This window comes from Sphingobium cyanobacteriorum (genome assembly GCF_030580935.1).
Lineage (GTDB): Bacteria > Pseudomonadota > Alphaproteobacteria > Sphingomonadales > Sphingomonadaceae > Sphingobium > Sphingobium cyanobacteriorum.
The window spans coordinates 17,246-33,053 of record NZ_JAUQOM010000002.1 but is presented as its reverse complement, the minus strand read 5'-3'; the positions used below and the strand labels follow the sequence as shown (position 1 = coordinate 33,053).

Genomic DNA, 15,808 nt, shown 5'->3' with positions numbered 1-15,808 from the left:
GCCCGCGCAGGCGGGAACGCGAGCCCCCTTTACCACAACACCCCGCGCACCGGCGTAACCGGATCGGGCACAGGGTCGCCGATCGCCTGGAGCAGGTCAATCTCGATCGTCCGGCACATGGCCGACAACGGCACGTCATGCACGCTGTTGTCGAAGGGGTCGACCAGGTCGTCGCCGATCCGCAGCACCGCCAGGAACATCAGGCCTGCCACCGTCGAGCCCAGCGGCGTCGCGAACCCCAATGTCTCCACCAGCCCGATCGGCAGCAACAGACAGAAAATGTGACTGAACAGCGTCGGCAGGAACCGATATTGCATCGGCAAAGGCGTGTTCTTGAGCCGTTCCATCCCGCCCTGCGCATTGGCGATGTCGACCAGCACCGCCTCCATCTGCGTCTGCTGGATCGTGTCGATCCAGCCTTCCCGCCGGGCGATGTCGATGCGCCGCCCCGTGCTGTCGAGCAGGCCGTTGGCGGGATTGGCACGGGCCAGCGCCTTGCCCTTGTCCTCCTCCCGCAGGAAGCCGGTCACGTCCGCGCCGATCGGCTGGCGGCGCAACTGGCAGCGCAAGGCGTTCACATAGGCGATCTGGCGCTTGACGATCTCGCGCTTCAGGTCGCGCGCCTGCGGATCGGGCAGGAAGTTGCGGGTCGCGCGGGCCAGGCTGCGCGACGCATTGATCATCGCGCCCCACAGGATGCGCCCTTCCCACCAGCGCTGATAGGCGCTGTTGGACCGGAACCCCAGGAACAGCGCCAGCGCCGACCCGAAGATGGTGAGCGGCAAAGACGGCGCCTTGAACGGCAGGACATAATAAGTGATCGTCACCGCACAGTCCCATACGAACAACAAGGTCAGCGGCTTCCACACTTCGGCCGCCAGCCGGCGCAGGCTGGGCACGGGATCGACAATCATGCATATCTCCGAAAATAGACGACTGCGCTAACGCCAGCCTCCCGGAAATGCTCCCTTGATGCCAGAACGAAACGAAATATCCTGTGCCGATGCCCCCCGCAACAGCGGGACGGATGAACCGAAAGGTGCCGTGGCGTGATGAAGGCCCGCCGGATCAGCGCCGCGATCGTCGCGCTGGTGGCCCTTTGCGGCCTGGCGATCCAGTTCGACGCGACCTTTAGACAGAATGGCTCTGTCGCCGGTACGCTGTGGATACTGCTGCGCTTCTTCACGGTGCTGACCAACATGGCGGTCGCGCTGACATTCGCGGCGATCGCGCTGGGGCGGAAGGTGACGCCGCGCCGGATAGGCGGAGTGTTGCTCGCGATCCTGCTGGTCGGCATCATCTATGGCCTGCTGCTGCGCGGCCTTTTGTCCTTGAGCGGCGGCGCGCTGCTGGCCGATACCCTGTTGCACAAGGTGACGCCGCTGCTCGCGCCGCTCTGGTGGATCGCCTTCGCGCGCAAGGGCCGGCTGGGCTGGCGTGACCCCTGGATCTGGGCAGTTTTCCCCGCCGCCTATCTGCCCTATGCGCTGCTGCGCGGCCTAGCGGAGGGGAAATATGCCTATCCCTTCATCGATGTGGCGGCGCTGGGTATCGGCCGGGTCGCGCTCAACGCCGCGCTGATCGCCGCCGGATTCGTGGCGGCGGGCCATGCGCTGGTCTGGATCGACCGGCGGTTCAGCGCGCGGCCTTAGCCGCCTGCGCCCACCAGATAAGCGACTGTGCGAAACCGGCAAAGCCGCGTTCCAGCGCGGCGCCACCTTCACCCTGCGGCACGGCGTTTTCGTCCAGCGTCTGGCCGATCTGGCCGACGCTCAGCCGTTCGGGCACCACCGCCATGCCCATGGCCGACAGCGTCACCGTCCAGTCGGCATGGCTGTTCACCCCGGCGAAGCGCCCCATCGAGTAACTGGCGATGGCGGCGGGGCGACGGTCGAATTCCTTCAGATAATGATCGACCAGATTTTTGAGGCCCGGCTGCATCCCGCGATTATATTCGCCAGCGACAAAGACGAAGGCGTCGGCGGCGCTCAGACGGTCGGCCAGCCCGGCCATCGCGGCGGGCGCCTGCCCGGCGGGATAGTCGCTGTAGCGCAGGTCGAGCATGGGCAAGTCCACCGCCTTGGCATCAACCAGTTCCGCCGTGTGGCCCAGCCCCTCGAAACCCCGGACCAGATAATCGGCCAGCCGGATGCCGAGCCGGCCGCGACGATAGGAGCCGTAGAGGACGAGAATGTCGAGCGCCATGCGAAGCCTTTCCTGTTGCCAGGGGGCGGTCTTCGCATGGCTGCCGGCAAGCGTCCAGCCAGTCCGTGCACCGGCGCAGGCCGGAGCCCGGTTCCGTCCTATCATGCGGGATCAACGGCAGGACTGGGCTCCCGCCTGCGCGGGAGCACGGCAGACCTACCGCAACTTGGCGATGGTCAGCCCGTCTTCCTTGGCGCGCGCCTTGACCGATTCCTCGGTGCGGGTGAGCGCCTTGGCGATGGCTTTGAGACCCATGCCCTTCCTGGCCAGCATGTGCAGTTTCTGGACCTCATCCTGGGTCCAGGGCTGCTTGTGGCGCTCGAAGCGTTCACCCGCCATTCCCTTAATCCGCGAAGGGATCGCGCACGAGGATGGTATCCTCACGCTCAGGGCTGGTGGAGACGAGCGTGACCGGGCAGCCGATCAGTTCCTCGATCCGGCGGATATATTTGATCGCCTGCGCCGGAAGGTCCGCCCAACTGCGCGCGCCAGCGGTGGTGTCGTGCCAGCCCTCGATCGTCTCGTAGATCGGCTGCGCCTTCGCCTGATCCTGCGCATGGGCGGGCAGATAGTCGAATTTTTGATCGCCGATCTGGTAGCCGACGCAGATTTTCAGTTCGTCGAAGCCATCGAGCACGTCGAGCTTGGTCAGCGCGATGCCGGTGACGCCCGATACCGCGACGGACTGGCGCACCAGCACCGCGTCGAACCAGCCGCAGCGCCGCTTGCGCCCGGTGACGGTGCCAAATTCATGGCCGCGCTCGCCCAGCCGCTGGCCGGTGGCGTCCTCCAGTTCGGTCGGGAACGGACCGGAACCGACGCGGGTGGTGTAGGCCTTCACGATGCCCAGCACGAAGCCCGCCGCACTGGGGCCAAGGCCGGTGCCGCTCGCCGCCGTGCCAGCGACCGTGTTGGAGGAGGTCACGAAGGGGTAAGTGCCATGGTCGATGTCGAGCAGCGTGCCCTGCGCGCCTTCGAACAGGATGCGCTTGCCCGCCGCCTTGGCGCGGTTGAGCGTCAGCCAGACGGGCTTCACGAAGGGCAAGATGAAATCGGCGATGTCGGTGAGGTCCGCCATCAACTGGGCACGATCGATCGGCGCTTCGCCAAAACCGGCACGCAGCGCGTCATGATGGGCGGTCAGCCGGTCGATCTGAAGGTCGAGATCGTCGAGATGGGCCAAGTCGCACACGCGGATGGCGCGACGGCCGACCTTGTCCTCATAGGCCGGGCCGATGCCGCGGCGGGTGGTGCCGATCTTGCCCGCACCCGACGCATCCTCGCGCAGGCCATCCAGGTCGCGGTGGAAGGGCAGGATGAGCGGGCAGGTTTCGGCGATCTGGAGATTGTCCGGCGTGATGGTGACGCCCTGCCCGGCCAGCTTCGCGACCTCATCGCGGAAGTGCCAGGGGTCCAGCACCACGCCATTGCCGATCACGCTGAGCGTGCCGCGCACGATGCCCGACGGCAGCAGCGAGAGCTTATAGACTTTTTCGCCCACGACCAGCGTGTGGCCGGCATTATGACCGCCCTGGAAACGGGCGACGACATCGGCGCGCTCCGAGAGCCAGTCGACGATCTTGCCCTTGCCTTCGTCGCCCCATTGAGCGCCGATCACGGTTACATTTGCCACAGATACAGTCCTCCGCCCGCCGCGCGGACCGGCCATGCCCTTCGACGGGACTCGGCATGCCGGTGGGATCAAACGGGCGCGCATCGCACCCTGTTGCGGGGCGCGCGTTAGCCGCGCTGCCCCGGTGAAGTCAAGTCAATAGGCGCGCGGTTCGCCACCGTCCAGCCAGTGCGAGCAACGCTGGGCCGCGCCATCCTCATCGCCGGACAGCGCCGCGACGGTGTGCCAGCCTTCGGCGCGCAGTTCGGCCGCGCGGGCCGCGTCATGGCCCAGCGGCAGGAACAGGCGCCTGGGGCTTTCGTCGCCGAACCCTGCGTCGATCAGCGGGTCGGGATAGAGGGAAAAGCCCATCGCCGGCTCGTCTGCACCGTCCGCGCGCGCGATGGCGTAGCTGCCGCCGCGCCCGATCTCGCCGATGAAGCCTTCGGCGAAGATCGAGAAGCCGAACCAGTTCTGAAATTCGAAACCATGGCGTTCGGTGGGATCGAGCGTCAGGGTGATGTCCCAGCCGATCGGCCTGGCGATGGCGCGCAGGCCGGCGATGCGGCTGTCGATCGCGCCGCCCAGTTGCGCGCTCAGGGCTTCGAGCCGCTCCATCGCGGCGTGGAACGGGCCAGTCGCCTCGATCAGCGGCAGATAGGCGGCGGCCGCCGGGCTGATCGCAGCCAATGCGCCGGCATCCTTGGCGTCCAGCGCGGTACGGACCGGCTCGATCTCGTGCATGGCAAGCGGTAATGGACCAGCGGCCAGCGCGTCGATCAGGTCGGGCAGGGTGAAATCGATGGTGATGCCGGTGACGCCGGCGGCCTGCAACGCTTCGATCGCGACATTGACGATCTCGACCGCCGCGGCGGCACTGTCGCTGCCGATCAGTTCGGCGCCGATCTGCAATTTCTCGCGCTCAGGGCGAAGCTGGCTGGCCTTCTGGCGGATCACCGGCCCGGCATAGGACAGGCGCAGCGGGCGCGGCGCGACGGCGAGGCGCGTGGCGGCAATGCGGCCGACCTGCGCGGTCATGTCCGGGCGGAAGGCCAGGCTGCGTTGCGACACCGGATCGACCGCGCGGACCAGATCCTGCGCGCGCATGGATTTGAGGCGCTGGGTCAGCGTATCCTCGAACTCCGCGAGCGGCGGCATGACCCGTTCATAGCCATGGCTCGCCACCGTATCGAGCACGCGGCGCGTCAGCCGTGCGGAGGCTTGCGCCTGCGGCGGCAGGCGGTCGGAGAGGCCCTCTGGCAGGAGGCTGGGCGGGATCATGGGGGACGTCATGGTCATGGCCTTTGCTCCCTCTCCCCTGGGGGAGAGGGTTGGGGAGAGGGGGACACGCGCAACGCATCGGCAATCACGCTCAGAACAGCCTCGATATTGGGCATGACATCGGGATTGGCAAAACGGATCACAGTATAGCCCAGCGATTCCAGAAACTCGGTTCGGCGGGCGTCATAGCGATCTTTGGCGGAATGTGTATCCCCATCCACTGCGATGATCAGACGCGCGGCCTTCGACGCGAAATCGACGATAGAGGGGCGATAATCGTCTGGCGCGTGAATTGCCGGTTTTCGAAGGGGTTGGCGCGCAGGGCGAGCCATAATTTTTGTTCGGCGGGGGGCGGGTTCGCGCGCATAGACCGCGCGCGAACCTTGAGCGTCGGATCAATCCGCATCGTTGCTCCCCCTCTCCCAACCCTCTCCCCATGGGGGAGAGGGCTTTTAGAGCAAGTTACGCGAAGCGCAGCAGCTTCACCTGCTTCACGCCGGTCAGGTTGCAGATTTCCCAGCGCAGCGGTTCGGTGACAGTGCCATCGACCGACAGCAGCAACACCGCTTCGCCGCCCTGGTTGCGGCGACCCAGGTGGAAGGTGCCGATATTGACGTCCGATTCGCCCAGCTTGCTGCCGAGACGACCGATGAAGCCGGGCGCGTCCTGATTGACGATATAGAGCATCGTGCCGTCGAGATCGGCCTCCACCTTGATGCCGAACAGTTCGACCAGGCGCGGCTGGGCGTGGCCGAACAGCGTGCCGGCGACCGAGCGCTCGCCGCTTTCGGTCGTTACCGTCACGCGCACCAGCGTCTGATAGTCGCCCTCGCGGTCATGGCGCACTTCCCGCACGTCGAGGCCGCGTTCCTTGGCCAGGAAGGGCGCGTTGACCATGTTCACCGTGTCCGAATAGACGCGCATCAGGCCGGCAAGGACCGCCGCCGTGATCGGCTTCTGGTTGAGCTGCGCGGCCTGGCCCTCCACCTCGACCGCGACGCCGCTGATCTGGTCGCCTTCCAACTGGCCGACCAGGCTGCCCAGCTTTTCCGCCAGCGCCATATAGGGTTTGAGCTTGGGCGCCTCCTCGGCGCTCAGGGACGGCACGTTCAGCGCATTGGTGATGCCGCCGTCGAGCAGATAGTCGCTGAGCTGATCGGCGACCTGCAAGGCGACATTGACCTGCGCTTCGTCGGTCGACGCGCCCAGATGCGGGGTGCAGATGAAGTTCGGCGTGCCGAAGAGCGGCGAGTCCTTGGCCGGTTCGGTCTGGAACACGTCAAGCGCGGCACCCGCGACCTGGCCCGAATCCAGCGCATCCTTGAGCGCGGCTTCGTCGATCAGGCCGCCGCGCGCGCAGTTGATGATGCGCACGCCCTTCTTCGTCTTGGCCAGATTTTCGCGGCTGAGGATATTGCGGGTCTGGTCAGTGAGCGGCGTGTGCAGCGTGATGAAGTCGGCGCGGGCCAGCAGCGTGTCGAGATCGGCCTTTTCAACGCCCATTTCGATGGCGCGTTCGGGCGTCAGGAAGGGATCGAAGGCAACGACCTTCATTTTCAGGCCCAGCGCGCGGCTGGCGACGATCGAGCCGATATTGCCCGCGCCGATCAGGCCGAGCGTCTTGCCAGTGACTTCCACGCCCATGAAGCCGTTCTTGGGCCACAGGCCCGCCTGCGTCTGCGCATTGGCTTCGGGCAACTGGCGGGCGAGCGCGAACATCAGCGCGATGGCATGTTCGGCGGTGGTGATGGAGTTGCCGAACGGGGTGTTCATGACGATCACGCCCTTGGCCGACGCATAGGGGATGTCGACATTGTCGACGCCGATGCCGGCACGGCCGATGACCTTCAGGTTGGTGGCGGCGTCGAGGATCGCCTTCGTCACCTTGGTCGAGGAGCGGATGGCGAGGCCGTCATACTCGCCGATGATGGCGATCAGTTCTTCGGGGGTCTTGCCGGTGATTTCATCGACCTCGACGCCGCGTTCACGGAAGATCGCGGCAGCGCGGGGGTCCATCTTGTCGGAAATGAGGACTTTGGGCATGGGAATATCCTATATGTCATCGTCACCCCGGACTTGATCCGGGGTCCCGCTTAGTTGGCGGGCAGGACATGAAGAAGAAGCGGGACCCCGGCTCAGGGTCGGGGTGACGCCATTAAGAGTGGGCAACCTGCTCTTTGGCAAAAACTGTTGCATAGGCCCAGTCGAGCCACGGACCCAGCGCTTCGATATCGGCGGTTTCGACGGTCGCGCCGCACCAGATGCGAAGACCCGCCGGGGCATCGCGGTAGCCCGCAATGTCATAGGCGGCGCCTTCCTTTTCCAGCAGGCCGGCAAAGGCCTTGATGAAGGCTTCGTCAGCACCCGCGACGGTCAGGCAGACGCTGGTTCTGGACCGCGACGCTTCATCGACGGCGAGATGGCCCAGCCAGTCGCGCTCCGCGACGATCTTGTCCAGGGCAGCCGCATTGGCGTCGCTGCGCGCGATCAGGCCGTTGAGGCCGCCCAGCGACTTGCCCCATTCCAGCGCGAAGATCGCGTCCTCGACCGCCAGCATGGACGGGGTGTTGATCGTCTCGCCCTTGAACACGCCTTCGGCCAGCTTGCCCTTGGCCATCAGACGGAAAACCTTGGGCAGCGGCCAGGCGGGGCTGTAGGTTTCGAGTCGCTCGACGGCGCGGGGGCCGAGGATCAGCACACCATGGCCGCCCTCGCCGCCCAGCACCTTCTGCCAGGAGAAGGTGGCGACGTCGATCTTCGCCCAGTCGATGTCATAGGCGAACACCGCGCTGGTCGCGTCGGCGAAGGTCAGCCCTTCACGGTCGGCCGCAATCCAGTCGGCGTTCGGCACGCGCACGCCCGACGTGGTCCCGTTCCAGGTGAACAGCACGTCATTGCTGAAATCGACCGTGGAAAGATCGGGCAACTGGCCATAATCGGCGCGGATGACGGTGGGGTCGAGCTTCAACTGCTTGGCCGCGTCCGTCACCCAGCCTTCGCCGAAGCTTTCCCACGCGATGGTCGTGACGGGGCGCGCGCCCAGCATCGTCCACATCGCCATTTCGAAGGCGCCGGTGTCGGACCCCGGCACGATGCCGATGCGGTGGGTTTCGGGCAGGCCGAGCAGTTCGCGCATCAGGTCGATGCAATAGCCAAGGCGGGTCTTGCCGATCTTGGCGCGGTGCGAGCGGCCAAGCGAGTCGGTGGCCAGCTTGTCGGCGCTCCAGCCGGGAGGCTTGGCACAGGGACCGGAAGAGAAAAAGGGTCGGGCCGGACGGCTTGCGGGCTTTTGCGCAGGCGCAATGGTGGCGTCAACGGCAGTCAGATCAGTCATGTAATGCGTCTCCTTACAGAGAGCACGCGCGGCGTTGGGACCGCGTGGCCCGTCGGCCGCACTAGAGATTTCGGCGGACCTGTCAAGGCGACCATGAAAATAGGACGAACCGAACAGGCCGTTAACCTTCGGCAAGAATTGCCCTGCTAGCATCCCGACTCATGAGCGATCGGGCAATCGGGATACGGGCGACGCGGGGCGTCGGGCTGGCCGCGCTGCTGGCGCTGGGCCTGGGTGCGTGCAGCGGCGACCTGGTCCCGCGCGGGCGAGTGGCCACTGCGCCCAAAGCGGCGCGAAACCCGGTGCGCGCACCGGCACAACCGGCGCTGGAAACCCGGCAATGTTTTGCGAAACTGCAATCGCAAGCGGTATCCTTCACCCCCCTGCCCGACCAGAATTTCGGCGGCGGATGCAGTGCCTATGGCAGTGTGAAGCTGACCGACATCGGCGTGCCGACCACCAATCTGGGTGCGATGACCTGCAACCTGGCGGCCAATTTCGCCGCCTGGGCACGCTATGGCGTACAGCCCGCCGCGCGGCTGATCCTGGGCGCGGAGATCGAACGGATCGAAACATTCGGCACCTATAATTGCCGGCCGATCGCGGGCAGCGGCAAGCTGTCCGAACATGCCCACAGCAATGCGATCGATGTGGCCGCCTTCGTCCTGTCGGACGGACGGCGCATCAGCATTCAAAAGGACTGGAATGGCGACCGGCAAACCCGCCAGTTCCTGGCCGTGGTCCACGCCAGCGCCTGCAAACGGTTCAACACCGTCCTCAGTCCCAATTACAACGCTGCCCATCACGACCATTTCCATTTCGACATGGGCGGCAGCGGCGGCTTCTGCCGCTAAACGAAAGCAAAAACGTGGAGGATTTTGTCGCTGACGCAGAACCTCGATTCGCCATTGCGAGCGCAGCGCAGCAATGGCGAGGCCTGGCATTTGCCGACAAGCGGACTTGGTTTTGTCATTGCCGCGCACTAAGTTGGGGCAAATGACGAAAAAAGAAATCGAAGAACGCAAATTCCGCCCGGCCCGCGAAGAGGCCAATGATGCCAGGAAACAGGCAGGCACCCCCCAGACGCAGAGCAGCGCCTACAAGCTGGCCTTCCAGGATACGGAATTCCTGCTGCGCGAGGATCTGCGCCCGATCCGTTTCCAGCTCGAACTGCTCAAGCCCCAATTGCTGATGGACGAAGCGAAGATCGAATCGACCTTCGTTTTCTACGGTTCCGCCCGCATCCCCCAACCCGAAGAGGTGCAGGCGCGGATCGATGCCGCCACCACGCCACAGCAACGGCGAATCGCGGAAAATCTGGGCAGGAAGGCGGTCTATTATGACGAAGCCCGCAAACTGGCCGGCATCGCCGCGCAATATCCGGTGAACGCGGCGGGATGCCGTCATTTCGTCGTCTGTTCAGGCGGCGGCCCGTCGATCATGGAGGCGGCCAATCGCGGCGCGGCCGATGTCGGCCAGACCACGATCGGCATGAACATCGTCCTGCCGCACGAACAGGCGCCCAATCGTTTCGTGACCCCGGAGCTGAGCTTCCAGTTCCACTATTTCGCGCTGCGCAAGATGCATTTCCTGCTGCGCGCCCGTGCGCTCGCCGTCTTTCCGGGCGGCTTTGGCACGTTCGACGAGATGTTCGAACTGCTCACCCTCATTCAGACGGGCAAGATGAAGCCGATCCCGATCCTGCTGTTCGGCAGGGATTTCTGGAACCGGGTGGTCGATTTCGAAGCGCTGGCCGACGAGGGCGTGATTTCCCATACCGACCTCAACCTGCTCACCTGGGTCGAAAGCGCGGAGGACGCCTGGACTGCGGTGCAAACTTTCTACCAGGACAGCGAGCCGCTGGGCTGCGGCTGAATAATATCCTTCCCCATCTTCCAACTCCGGCGCCGGGAAGGCTCCATATCCTTCTGCCTCGCAGGGAGAAGGGTTAGTGGCTTGCCCTTCGCGCCGTGCCGCTCTAGGGCGCGGCCATGCGCGCGGATCTGGCCCATGTCGACACCTGGATCTTCGATCTGGACAACACGCTCTACCCGGCGAAGGCGGACCTGTTCGCGCTGATCGACGTGAAGATGGGCGAGTTCATCCAGGAACTGCTGGGCTGCGACCCCGTGGTCGCCCGCGAAACCCAGAAGCGCTACTTCATGGAACATGGCACTACCCTGTCCGGGCTGATGCGCCATCATGGCATCGAACCGCGCGACTTTCTCGATTATGTCCATGACATTTCGATGGACCGGCTGGCGGTGGATACCGATCTGAACGCCCATATCGCCGCGCTGCCCGGCCGCCGCCTGATCTTCACCAATGGCGATGCCGACTATGCCGGCCGCGTGCTCGACAAGCTGGGACTGTCGGATGCCTTCGAACTGATCCACGATATCCACGCCTGCCAATATGTGCCCAAGCCCGATCCGTCAGGCTATGCCCAGCTATGCCGCGTGCATGATGTCGATCCGGCCCGCGCCGCCTTCTTCGAGGACATGGCCCGCAACCTCAAGCCCGCCAAGGCGATCGGCATGACCACCATCTGGGTCAATAACGGCTCCGAAGCGGGCAATCACGACCATCATCCCGATTATATCGATTTTGAAACCGACCATCTGACGCCATTTCTGGCCGACATCCTTGGGGAACGCACATGACCGACCTGATCGCCACTATCGATGCCGCGTGGGAGGACCGCGCCAATGTCAGCCTGGCCACGCAGGGCGCTGTCCGTGACGCGGTGCAGGAAGCGCTGGCGCTGCTCGACAGTGGCAAGGGTCGGGTCGCCGAGCCGGTGGACGGCGGCTGGCAGGTCAACCAGTGGCTCAAAAAGGCTGTGCTGCTGTCGTTCCGGCTCAATGACAATGTGATGATCGACAACGGCCCCGGCGCTGGCCATTGGTGGGACAAGGTGCCCAGCAAGTTCGCCGGCTGGGACGAGGCCGCCTTCCGTGCCGCCGGGTTCCGCGCCGTGCCGGGCAGCTTCGCGCGCGCCGGCGCGCATATCGCGAAGAATGTCATCCTGATGCCCAGCTTCGTCAATATCGGCGCGTTCGTGGATGAAGGCACGATGGTCGACACCTGGGTGACGGTCGGCAGTTGCGCCCAGATCGGCAAGAATGTCCACCTGTCCGGCGGCGTCGGCATCGGCGGCGTGCTGGAACCGTTGCAGGCCGATCCTGTCATCATCGAGGATGACTGTTTCATCGGCGCCCGGTCCGAAGTGGTGGAAGGCGTGCGCATCGGCAAGGGATCGGTCCTGTCGATGGGCGTGTTCATCGGCATGTCGACCAAGATCGTCGATCGCACCACGGGCGAAATCTTCATCGGTCAGGTGCCGCCTTATTCGGTCGTCGTCCCCGGCGCGCTCCCCGGCAAGCCCCTGCCCGACGGCACGCCCGGTCCCAGCCTCTATTGCGCCGTGATCGTCAAGCGCGTCGACGCCCAGACGCGGTCCAAGACCGCCATCAACGACCTGCTGCGCGACTGATCGCGGCGTTCACGCCATCGCCAGCAGGGCATATGTCGCCAGCCAATGTTCGCCCATATAGTCGCCTGCGACATGGGGCAGGCTGGCGGCGATGTGGCGGGTTGCCGTCGCGCGTGCGAGTGGGGTGATCGCATCCCCGTCCCCCAGCGCGACGGCGATGCCGCGCCAGCACCAGGCGCGACTGAGGTTCAGCCCGTCCAGATGGGCGATCTTGCCGTCGGAACGGTCGGACACGGTGGCGGGGGTGAAGAGCGTCGCCGGCTCCCCCCGCGCCAGGTCCGGCAGGAAGGCGTGGAACCAGGCGGCAAAGTCCGCAGCGGGCAGCAGCCGGCTCATCAGTAACGCTTCGATCAGCGCCGGGGACAGAAATTCGTCACCGCCCGGCTCCCACGCCTGACATCCCTTGTCCTGCCCGAACCAGCCGGTCGCCTTGTCCCGGATCAGCGCCACCAGCGCGGGATCCCGCGTCTCCGCCCAATCCAGCGCCAGCGTCAGCGCAAAGGCGATGTTGTAATGGGTGCCGACCCGCAACGGGTAGGTCAGCCGAGGCAGGAAAGCATGGAAACGCGCGGCGAAGGCATCCGCCAGCGGTGCAATCGCATCGGCCCAGGGCGCGTCGTGCAGCGCCAGTTCCTGATGCAGCGCCAGCAGCCAGGCCCAGCCATAGGGCCGCTCGAACCCCGTGCTGAGCGGGCGGTCGAGATAGGCCAGTTCGCCCGCCACCTTGTCCGGCACCAGCATCCTGTCCGCCCGCATCCCGATCATCGCCGCCTGCGCCATGTCGGGATAGAGGCGCAGTAAGCGCATCACCTGCCACCAGCCATGGACGCAGCTATGCCAGTCGAAACTGCCGTGGAAGATCGGATGATGGTCCGCCGGTATGCGCGCATCTTCCGGCCCGCCCATCACCAGGTCCATCTTGTAGGGATAGTGCCGCCCCAGATGCGACAGGGTCAGCGCGGCGAAACGATCGGCTATGTCTTGGGTCAGGTGAGTCATGGGAACGCCAGCCAGTATATGAGGAGGATGTTGACGATCAGCAGCGGAACGGCGGTGCCGACCTGCTGCCTGATCACGCCATGCTTGTCTTTCAATTCCAGCAAGGCCGCGGGCACAAGGTTGAAATTGGCCGCCATCGGGGTCAGCAGCGTACCGCAGAAGCCCGCCAGCATCCCGATCGCGCACACGATCGCCGGATCGCCATGATAAGTGCGGATCAGCAGCGGAATGCCGATCGCGACGGTCATCACAGGGAAGGCGGCAAAGGCATTGCCCATGATCATGGTGAACAGCGCCATGCCGAGGGCATAGGCGATCACCGCGCCCAGCAGGCTGCCCTGCGGGATCGCCTGGCTGACGATGCCGCCCACGACATCGCCCACCCCCGCCAGCGCGAACACCGCGCCCAGGCTGGCCAGCATCTGCGGCAGGATCGCCGCCCATCCGACCTGATCCATCAGCCGCCGTCCCTGCTGCAATGGCACGACCGGCCCGGTGCGCAGCCACAGGCATCCTACCGCCAGCGCGATCAGAACACCCAGTGCCAGCGCGATCAGCGTCGCCTGCCTGCCGTCGATCCAGCCGGGCGCCGCCTTGAACAGGATCGTGCCGGCCAGCGCGGTCGCGGGAATGATGAGGGCGATCACGAACAGCCGGTTGCCGAAGCCATCGGCGCGCGCCTGCCGAAGCGCGGGCGCCACCGCGCTATCGCCTCGGTTCAGCCGTCCCACCGATCGCAGGCCGACCGATCCCAGACAGACCAGGCCCAGCACCAGCAGGCCGTTGCCCAGATCGCCCAGCCGGTCCCCCGCCCACATGCTGACCGCCAGCAGCGCCCAGAAAGCCGCGTTGAGCGGCCGTTCGCGGGCGCCGAGCAGCGCATAGGCGGCGAAGATCGCTCCGGCCAGCGCATAGACCCAGTGCAGCGTGATCATCGGCGCAGCCTGCGGTCGAGCCGCCACAGGCGGAAACCGTGGATCAGGAAGGCCGCGATCGCGGTCGGGATCGCCCAGACCGACAGTTGGAGCGGCTCCAGGCTGATGCCATATTGTTCCAGCAGCCCCTTGATCAGCAGGATCGAACCGATCGCCAGGAAAATATCCTCGCCAAAGAACAGCCCGATATTGTCGGTCGCCGCCGCCATCGCCTTGATCTCCTCCCGATCGGCGTCGGTCAGGTCGCCTGCCTGCCGTTCCGCCGCCGCCTCCGCAATGGGGGCGACCAGCGGGCGCACCGTCTGCGGATGGCCCGCCACCGATGTCAGGCCAATGGCAGCCAGCACCTGCCGTATCACCAGGTAAAAGGTCAGGAAACGTCCCACGGTCGCGCCATGAAACTGGGCGATCAACCCGCGCGCCCGCTCCTGCAACCCGTTGGCTTCCAGCAGGCCGACCACCGGCAGCACGATCCAGATGATCGAGACATAGCGCGCTTCGTTGAATGCCTTGCCCAGCGCGGCGATGATCGCCAGCGGATCGAAGCCGGCGGCCAGCCCGGTGACGATGGCGGAGGCCAGGATCACCAGCAGCGGATGAAAACGCAGCAGAAAGCCCGCGACGATGATCGCGATGCCCAGCAGCGCCATGAAGCTACAGCCCTGCTTCGATCGCCAGCCGGATCGCCTCTGCCGCCGTCCGTACCTCCAGCGCGCGCAGCATTGCGGCGCGGTGCATCTTGACCGTCCGCTCGGTCAGGCCCAACTCATAGGCGATCTGTTTGTTGAGCCGCCCCTGCGCCATGGCGAGCAGCACGGTGCGCTGCCGGTCGGTCAGCGTCGCGATGCGCGCGCGCGCATCCTCGCCCCGATCTTCCTGCACCGCCATCTGCGATCCCAGATAATGATGGACCGACCCGTCCGCGCCGAAGATCGGCGCGATCATCAACGCATTGCGAAACGGTGTGCCGTCCTTGCGATAGTTGCGCAGTTCGACCAGTACCGGCCGCTTGTCGCGCAACGCCGCGCGGATCGCATCGGTCGCTTCGCAATTGGGGTCGCCGCCTTTCAGAAAGCGGCAGTTGCGCCCGATCACATCTTCGCGGCCATAGCCGGTCAGGGCGAGGAATGCGTCGTTGCATTCGACGATCGGATTGTCGGGAAGGCGCGGATCGGTCAGGACCGCCGCCACGGCGCTTCCGGTAATCATTTCGGGCAGGGACATGGACAAGGCACCAGATAAGAAAGGGCGCCACGGCTGCAGCGCCCTTCGTCCATGTTTGCCCAATTAGGGCGTCGGCCGCAAGCGGCGGGATCAGGCGGGGAAATTGCCCGCGAAGGCAAAATGCCCGATCGGCTTGCGGTCACTGGGAAACTCGCGTGCCTGAAGCGCTTCGGGCAATAGAGACTTGTCGCCCTGCCGGCCGATCGCGACTGCGGCCTCCAGCCGGAAACGGTCGGGCACGCCCAGTTCGGCGCGCGCCTTGTCGAAATCCACCCCGGTCATGCCATGGGTGTGATAGCCCAGCCGCGTCGCCTGCAACGCCAGCAGCGCCCAGGCCGCGCCCGCGTCGAAACTATGGCTGTGCGACGGCTTGAAATCCTCCGACCCCGGTGCCGCCATCAGCGTGTCGGACAGGATGAAGATGATCGCACCGGCATTTTGCACCCAGCTCTGGTTGAACGGGAACAGCACGTCCAGGAACCGATGCCAGTCGGCGCTGTCGCGATGGGCATAAAGGAAGCGCCAGGGCTGGTAGTTGAAGGCCGATGGCGCCCAGCGCGCCGCGTCGAACAGGGTGTCGAGATCGGCCTGCGGGATGGCGGAACTGTCGAATGCGCGGGGCGACCAGCGATCGAGGAACAGCGGTTCAACGGCGCGTTCGACGACGCGGGGGTTGGTGGCCATGAAATCTCCTGCAAGGGATATGGAAGGATCAGTGTCGA

Annotated in this window: 19 protein-coding genes; 5 read left to right on the top strand and 14 right to left on the bottom strand. The window is 65.4% G+C overall.

The genetic code is table 11. The annotated features are described in order from the left end of the window. Positions 1-29 precede the first annotated feature (29 nt). Positions 30-914 carry a bestrophin family protein gene (locus Q4610_RS04950; RefSeq protein ID WP_304534904.1) on the bottom strand — a complete coding sequence of 295 codons (885 nt, stop codon included), beginning with the start codon at positions 912-914 and terminating at the stop codon, positions 30-32. 138 nt (positions 915-1,052) lie between these two features. Between Q4610_RS04950 and Q4610_RS04945 the strand changes: the two genes are divergently transcribed. After that, on the top strand, positions 1,053-1,652 hold the full coding sequence (locus Q4610_RS04945; protein WP_304535543.1) for a Pr6Pr family membrane protein: 600 nt from the start codon (positions 1,053-1,055) through the stop codon (positions 1,650-1,652). Here Q4610_RS04945 and Q4610_RS04940 read toward each other — a convergent pair. From Q4610_RS04940 to Q4610_RS04905, 8 genes are all read right to left on the bottom strand, one after another. Beyond that, positions 1,636-2,205 carry an NADPH-dependent FMN reductase gene (locus Q4610_RS04940; RefSeq protein ID WP_304534903.1) on the bottom strand — a complete coding sequence of 190 codons (570 nt, stop codon included), beginning with the start codon at positions 2,203-2,205 and terminating at the stop codon, positions 1,636-1,638. The two genes, Q4610_RS04945 and Q4610_RS04940, sit on opposite strands and share 17 nt — an antisense overlap. A 156-nt stretch (positions 2,206-2,361) precedes the next feature. After that, positions 2,362-2,544, bottom strand: a complete 183-nt coding sequence (locus tag Q4610_RS04935) for a hypothetical protein (RefSeq protein ID WP_304534902.1) — start codon at positions 2,542-2,544, stop codon at positions 2,362-2,364. Between the two features lie 4 nt (positions 2,545-2,548). Continuing rightward, on the bottom strand, positions 2,549-3,838 hold the full coding sequence (locus Q4610_RS04930) for an adenylosuccinate synthase (protein ID WP_304534901.1): 1,290 nt from the start codon (positions 3,836-3,838) through the stop codon (positions 2,549-2,551). Between the two features lie 135 nt (positions 3,839-3,973). Then, the gene (locus Q4610_RS04925) at positions 3,974-5,110 is read right to left on the bottom strand and encodes an ATP phosphoribosyltransferase regulatory subunit (RefSeq protein ID WP_304535542.1); all 1,137 of its coding nucleotides are present in this window, start codon (positions 5,108-5,110) and stop codon (positions 3,974-3,976) included. Between the two features lie 2 nt (positions 5,111-5,112). Next, positions 5,113-5,319: an endonuclease domain-containing protein gene (locus tag Q4610_RS04920; RefSeq protein WP_304534900.1), complete on the bottom strand. Its 207-nt coding sequence runs from the start codon at positions 5,317-5,319 to the stop codon at positions 5,113-5,115. 8 nt (positions 5,320-5,327) lie between these two features. After that, entirely contained in the window at positions 5,328-5,465 is a 138-nt protein-coding gene (locus Q4610_RS04915) for a DUF559 domain-containing protein (protein WP_304535541.1), read from the bottom strand. A 95-nt stretch (positions 5,466-5,560) separates the two neighbouring features. Beyond that, a complete protein-coding gene (serA, locus tag Q4610_RS04910) occupies positions 5,561-7,141 on the bottom strand; it encodes a phosphoglycerate dehydrogenase (protein WP_304534899.1) in 1,581 nt (526 codons plus the stop codon). 112 nt (positions 7,142-7,253) lie between these two features. Next, the gene (locus Q4610_RS04905; protein WP_304534898.1) at positions 7,254-8,432 is read right to left on the bottom strand and encodes a phosphoserine transaminase; all 1,179 of its coding nucleotides are present in this window, start codon (positions 8,430-8,432) and stop codon (positions 7,254-7,256) included. 161 nt (positions 8,433-8,593) lie between these two features. Between Q4610_RS04905 and Q4610_RS04900 the strand changes: the two genes are divergently transcribed. The 4 genes from Q4610_RS04900 (at position 8,594) to dapD (ending at position 11,928) form a co-directional block, all read left to right on the top strand. Next, complete coding sequence (locus Q4610_RS04900) at positions 8,594-9,286, top strand: extensin family protein (protein ID WP_304534897.1); 693 nt, start codon at positions 8,594-8,596, stop codon at positions 9,284-9,286. Between the two features lie 142 nt (positions 9,287-9,428). Further along, complete coding sequence (locus Q4610_RS04895) at positions 9,429-10,307, top strand: LOG family protein (RefSeq protein WP_304534896.1); 879 nt, start codon at positions 9,429-9,431, stop codon at positions 10,305-10,307. 116 nt (positions 10,308-10,423) lie between these two features. Beyond that, complete coding sequence (locus Q4610_RS04890; protein ID WP_304534895.1) at positions 10,424-11,095, top strand: pyrimidine 5'-nucleotidase; 672 nt, start codon at positions 10,424-10,426, stop codon at positions 11,093-11,095. Further along, complete coding sequence (dapD, locus tag Q4610_RS04885; protein ID WP_304534894.1) at positions 11,092-11,928, top strand: 2,3,4,5-tetrahydropyridine-2,6-dicarboxylate N-succinyltransferase; 837 nt, start codon at positions 11,092-11,094, stop codon at positions 11,926-11,928. Before Q4610_RS04890 ends, dapD begins: the two co-directional genes overlap by 4 nt. Positions 11,929-11,937: 9 nt before the next feature. Here the strand turns inward: dapD and Q4610_RS04880 are convergent, their stop codons facing one another. From Q4610_RS04880 to Q4610_RS04860, 5 genes are all read right to left on the bottom strand, one after another. Continuing rightward, the gene (locus tag Q4610_RS04880; RefSeq protein ID WP_304534893.1) at positions 11,938-12,927 is read right to left on the bottom strand and encodes a DUF2891 domain-containing protein; all 990 of its coding nucleotides are present in this window, start codon (positions 12,925-12,927) and stop codon (positions 11,938-11,940) included. Continuing rightward, positions 12,924-13,862 carry a DUF979 domain-containing protein gene (locus Q4610_RS04875; RefSeq protein ID WP_304534892.1) on the bottom strand — a complete coding sequence of 313 codons (939 nt, stop codon included), beginning with the start codon at positions 13,860-13,862 and terminating at the stop codon, positions 12,924-12,926. Before Q4610_RS04875 ends, Q4610_RS04880 begins: the two co-directional genes overlap by 4 nt. Beyond that, entirely contained in the window at positions 13,859-14,512 is a 654-nt protein-coding gene (locus Q4610_RS04870) for a DUF969 domain-containing protein (RefSeq protein ID WP_304534891.1), read from the bottom strand. Before Q4610_RS04870 ends, Q4610_RS04875 begins: the two co-directional genes overlap by 4 nt. A 4-nt stretch (positions 14,513-14,516) precedes the next feature. After that, positions 14,517-15,086, bottom strand: coding sequence for a PAS domain-containing protein (locus tag Q4610_RS04865; protein WP_304534890.1), 570 nt, complete (start codon positions 15,084-15,086; stop codon positions 14,517-14,519). 90 nt (positions 15,087-15,176) lie between these two features. Further along, positions 15,177-15,770: a nitroreductase family protein gene (locus Q4610_RS04860; RefSeq protein ID WP_304534889.1), complete on the bottom strand. Its 594-nt coding sequence runs from the start codon at positions 15,768-15,770 to the stop codon at positions 15,177-15,179. Positions 15,771-15,808: the final 38 nt, after the last annotated feature.

Bases quoted from the DNA above. Each gene is read 5' to 3' on its own strand.
- Q4610_RS04890 (WP_304534895.1), top strand. From the start codon at position 10,424: ATGCGCGCGGATCTGGCCCATGTCGACACCTGGATCTTCGATCTGGAC.
- Q4610_RS04935 (WP_304534902.1), bottom strand. From the start codon at position 2,544: ATGGCGGGTGAACGCTTCGAGCGCCACAAGCAGCCCTGGACCCAGGAT.
- Q4610_RS04950 (WP_304534904.1), bottom strand. From the start codon at position 914: ATGATTGTCGATCCCGTGCCCAGCCTGCGCCGGCTGGCGGCCGAAGTG.
- Q4610_RS04905 (WP_304534898.1), bottom strand. From the start codon at position 8,432: ATGACTGATCTGACTGCCGTTGACGCCACCATTGCGCCTGCGCAAAAG.
- Q4610_RS04865 (WP_304534890.1), bottom strand. From the start codon at position 15,086: ATGTCCCTGCCCGAAATGATTACCGGAAGCGCCGTGGCGGCGGTCCTG.
- dapD (WP_304534894.1), top strand. From the start codon at position 11,092: ATGACCGACCTGATCGCCACTATCGATGCCGCGTGGGAGGACCGCGCC.
- Q4610_RS04860 (WP_304534889.1), bottom strand. From the start codon at position 15,770: ATGGCCACCAACCCCCGCGTCGTCGAACGCGCCGTTGAACCGCTGTTC.
- Q4610_RS04870 (WP_304534891.1), bottom strand. From the start codon at position 14,512: ATGGCGCTGCTGGGCATCGCGATCATCGTCGCGGGCTTTCTGCTGCGT.
- Q4610_RS04895 (WP_304534896.1), top strand. From the start codon at position 9,429: ATGACGAAAAAAGAAATCGAAGAACGCAAATTCCGCCCGGCCCGCGAA.
- Q4610_RS04915 (WP_304535541.1), bottom strand. From the start codon at position 5,465: ATGCGCGCGAACCCGCCCCCCGCCGAACAAAAATTATGGCTCGCCCTG.
- Q4610_RS04940 (WP_304534903.1), bottom strand. From the start codon at position 2,205: ATGGCGCTCGACATTCTCGTCCTCTACGGCTCCTATCGTCGCGGCCGG.
- serA (WP_304534899.1), bottom strand. From the start codon at position 7,141: ATGCCCAAAGTCCTCATTTCCGACAAGATGGACCCCCGCGCTGCCGCG.
- Q4610_RS04875 (WP_304534892.1), bottom strand. From the start codon at position 13,862: ATGATCACGCTGCACTGGGTCTATGCGCTGGCCGGAGCGATCTTCGCC.
- Q4610_RS04880 (WP_304534893.1), bottom strand. From the start codon at position 12,927: ATGACTCACCTGACCCAAGACATAGCCGATCGTTTCGCCGCGCTGACC.
- Q4610_RS04945 (WP_304535543.1), top strand. From the start codon at position 1,053: ATGAAGGCCCGCCGGATCAGCGCCGCGATCGTCGCGCTGGTGGCCCTT.
- Q4610_RS04925 (WP_304535542.1), bottom strand. From the start codon at position 5,110: ATGACGTCCCCCATGATCCCGCCCAGCCTCCTGCCAGAGGGCCTCTCC.
- Q4610_RS04900 (WP_304534897.1), top strand. From the start codon at position 8,594: ATGAGCGATCGGGCAATCGGGATACGGGCGACGCGGGGCGTCGGGCTG.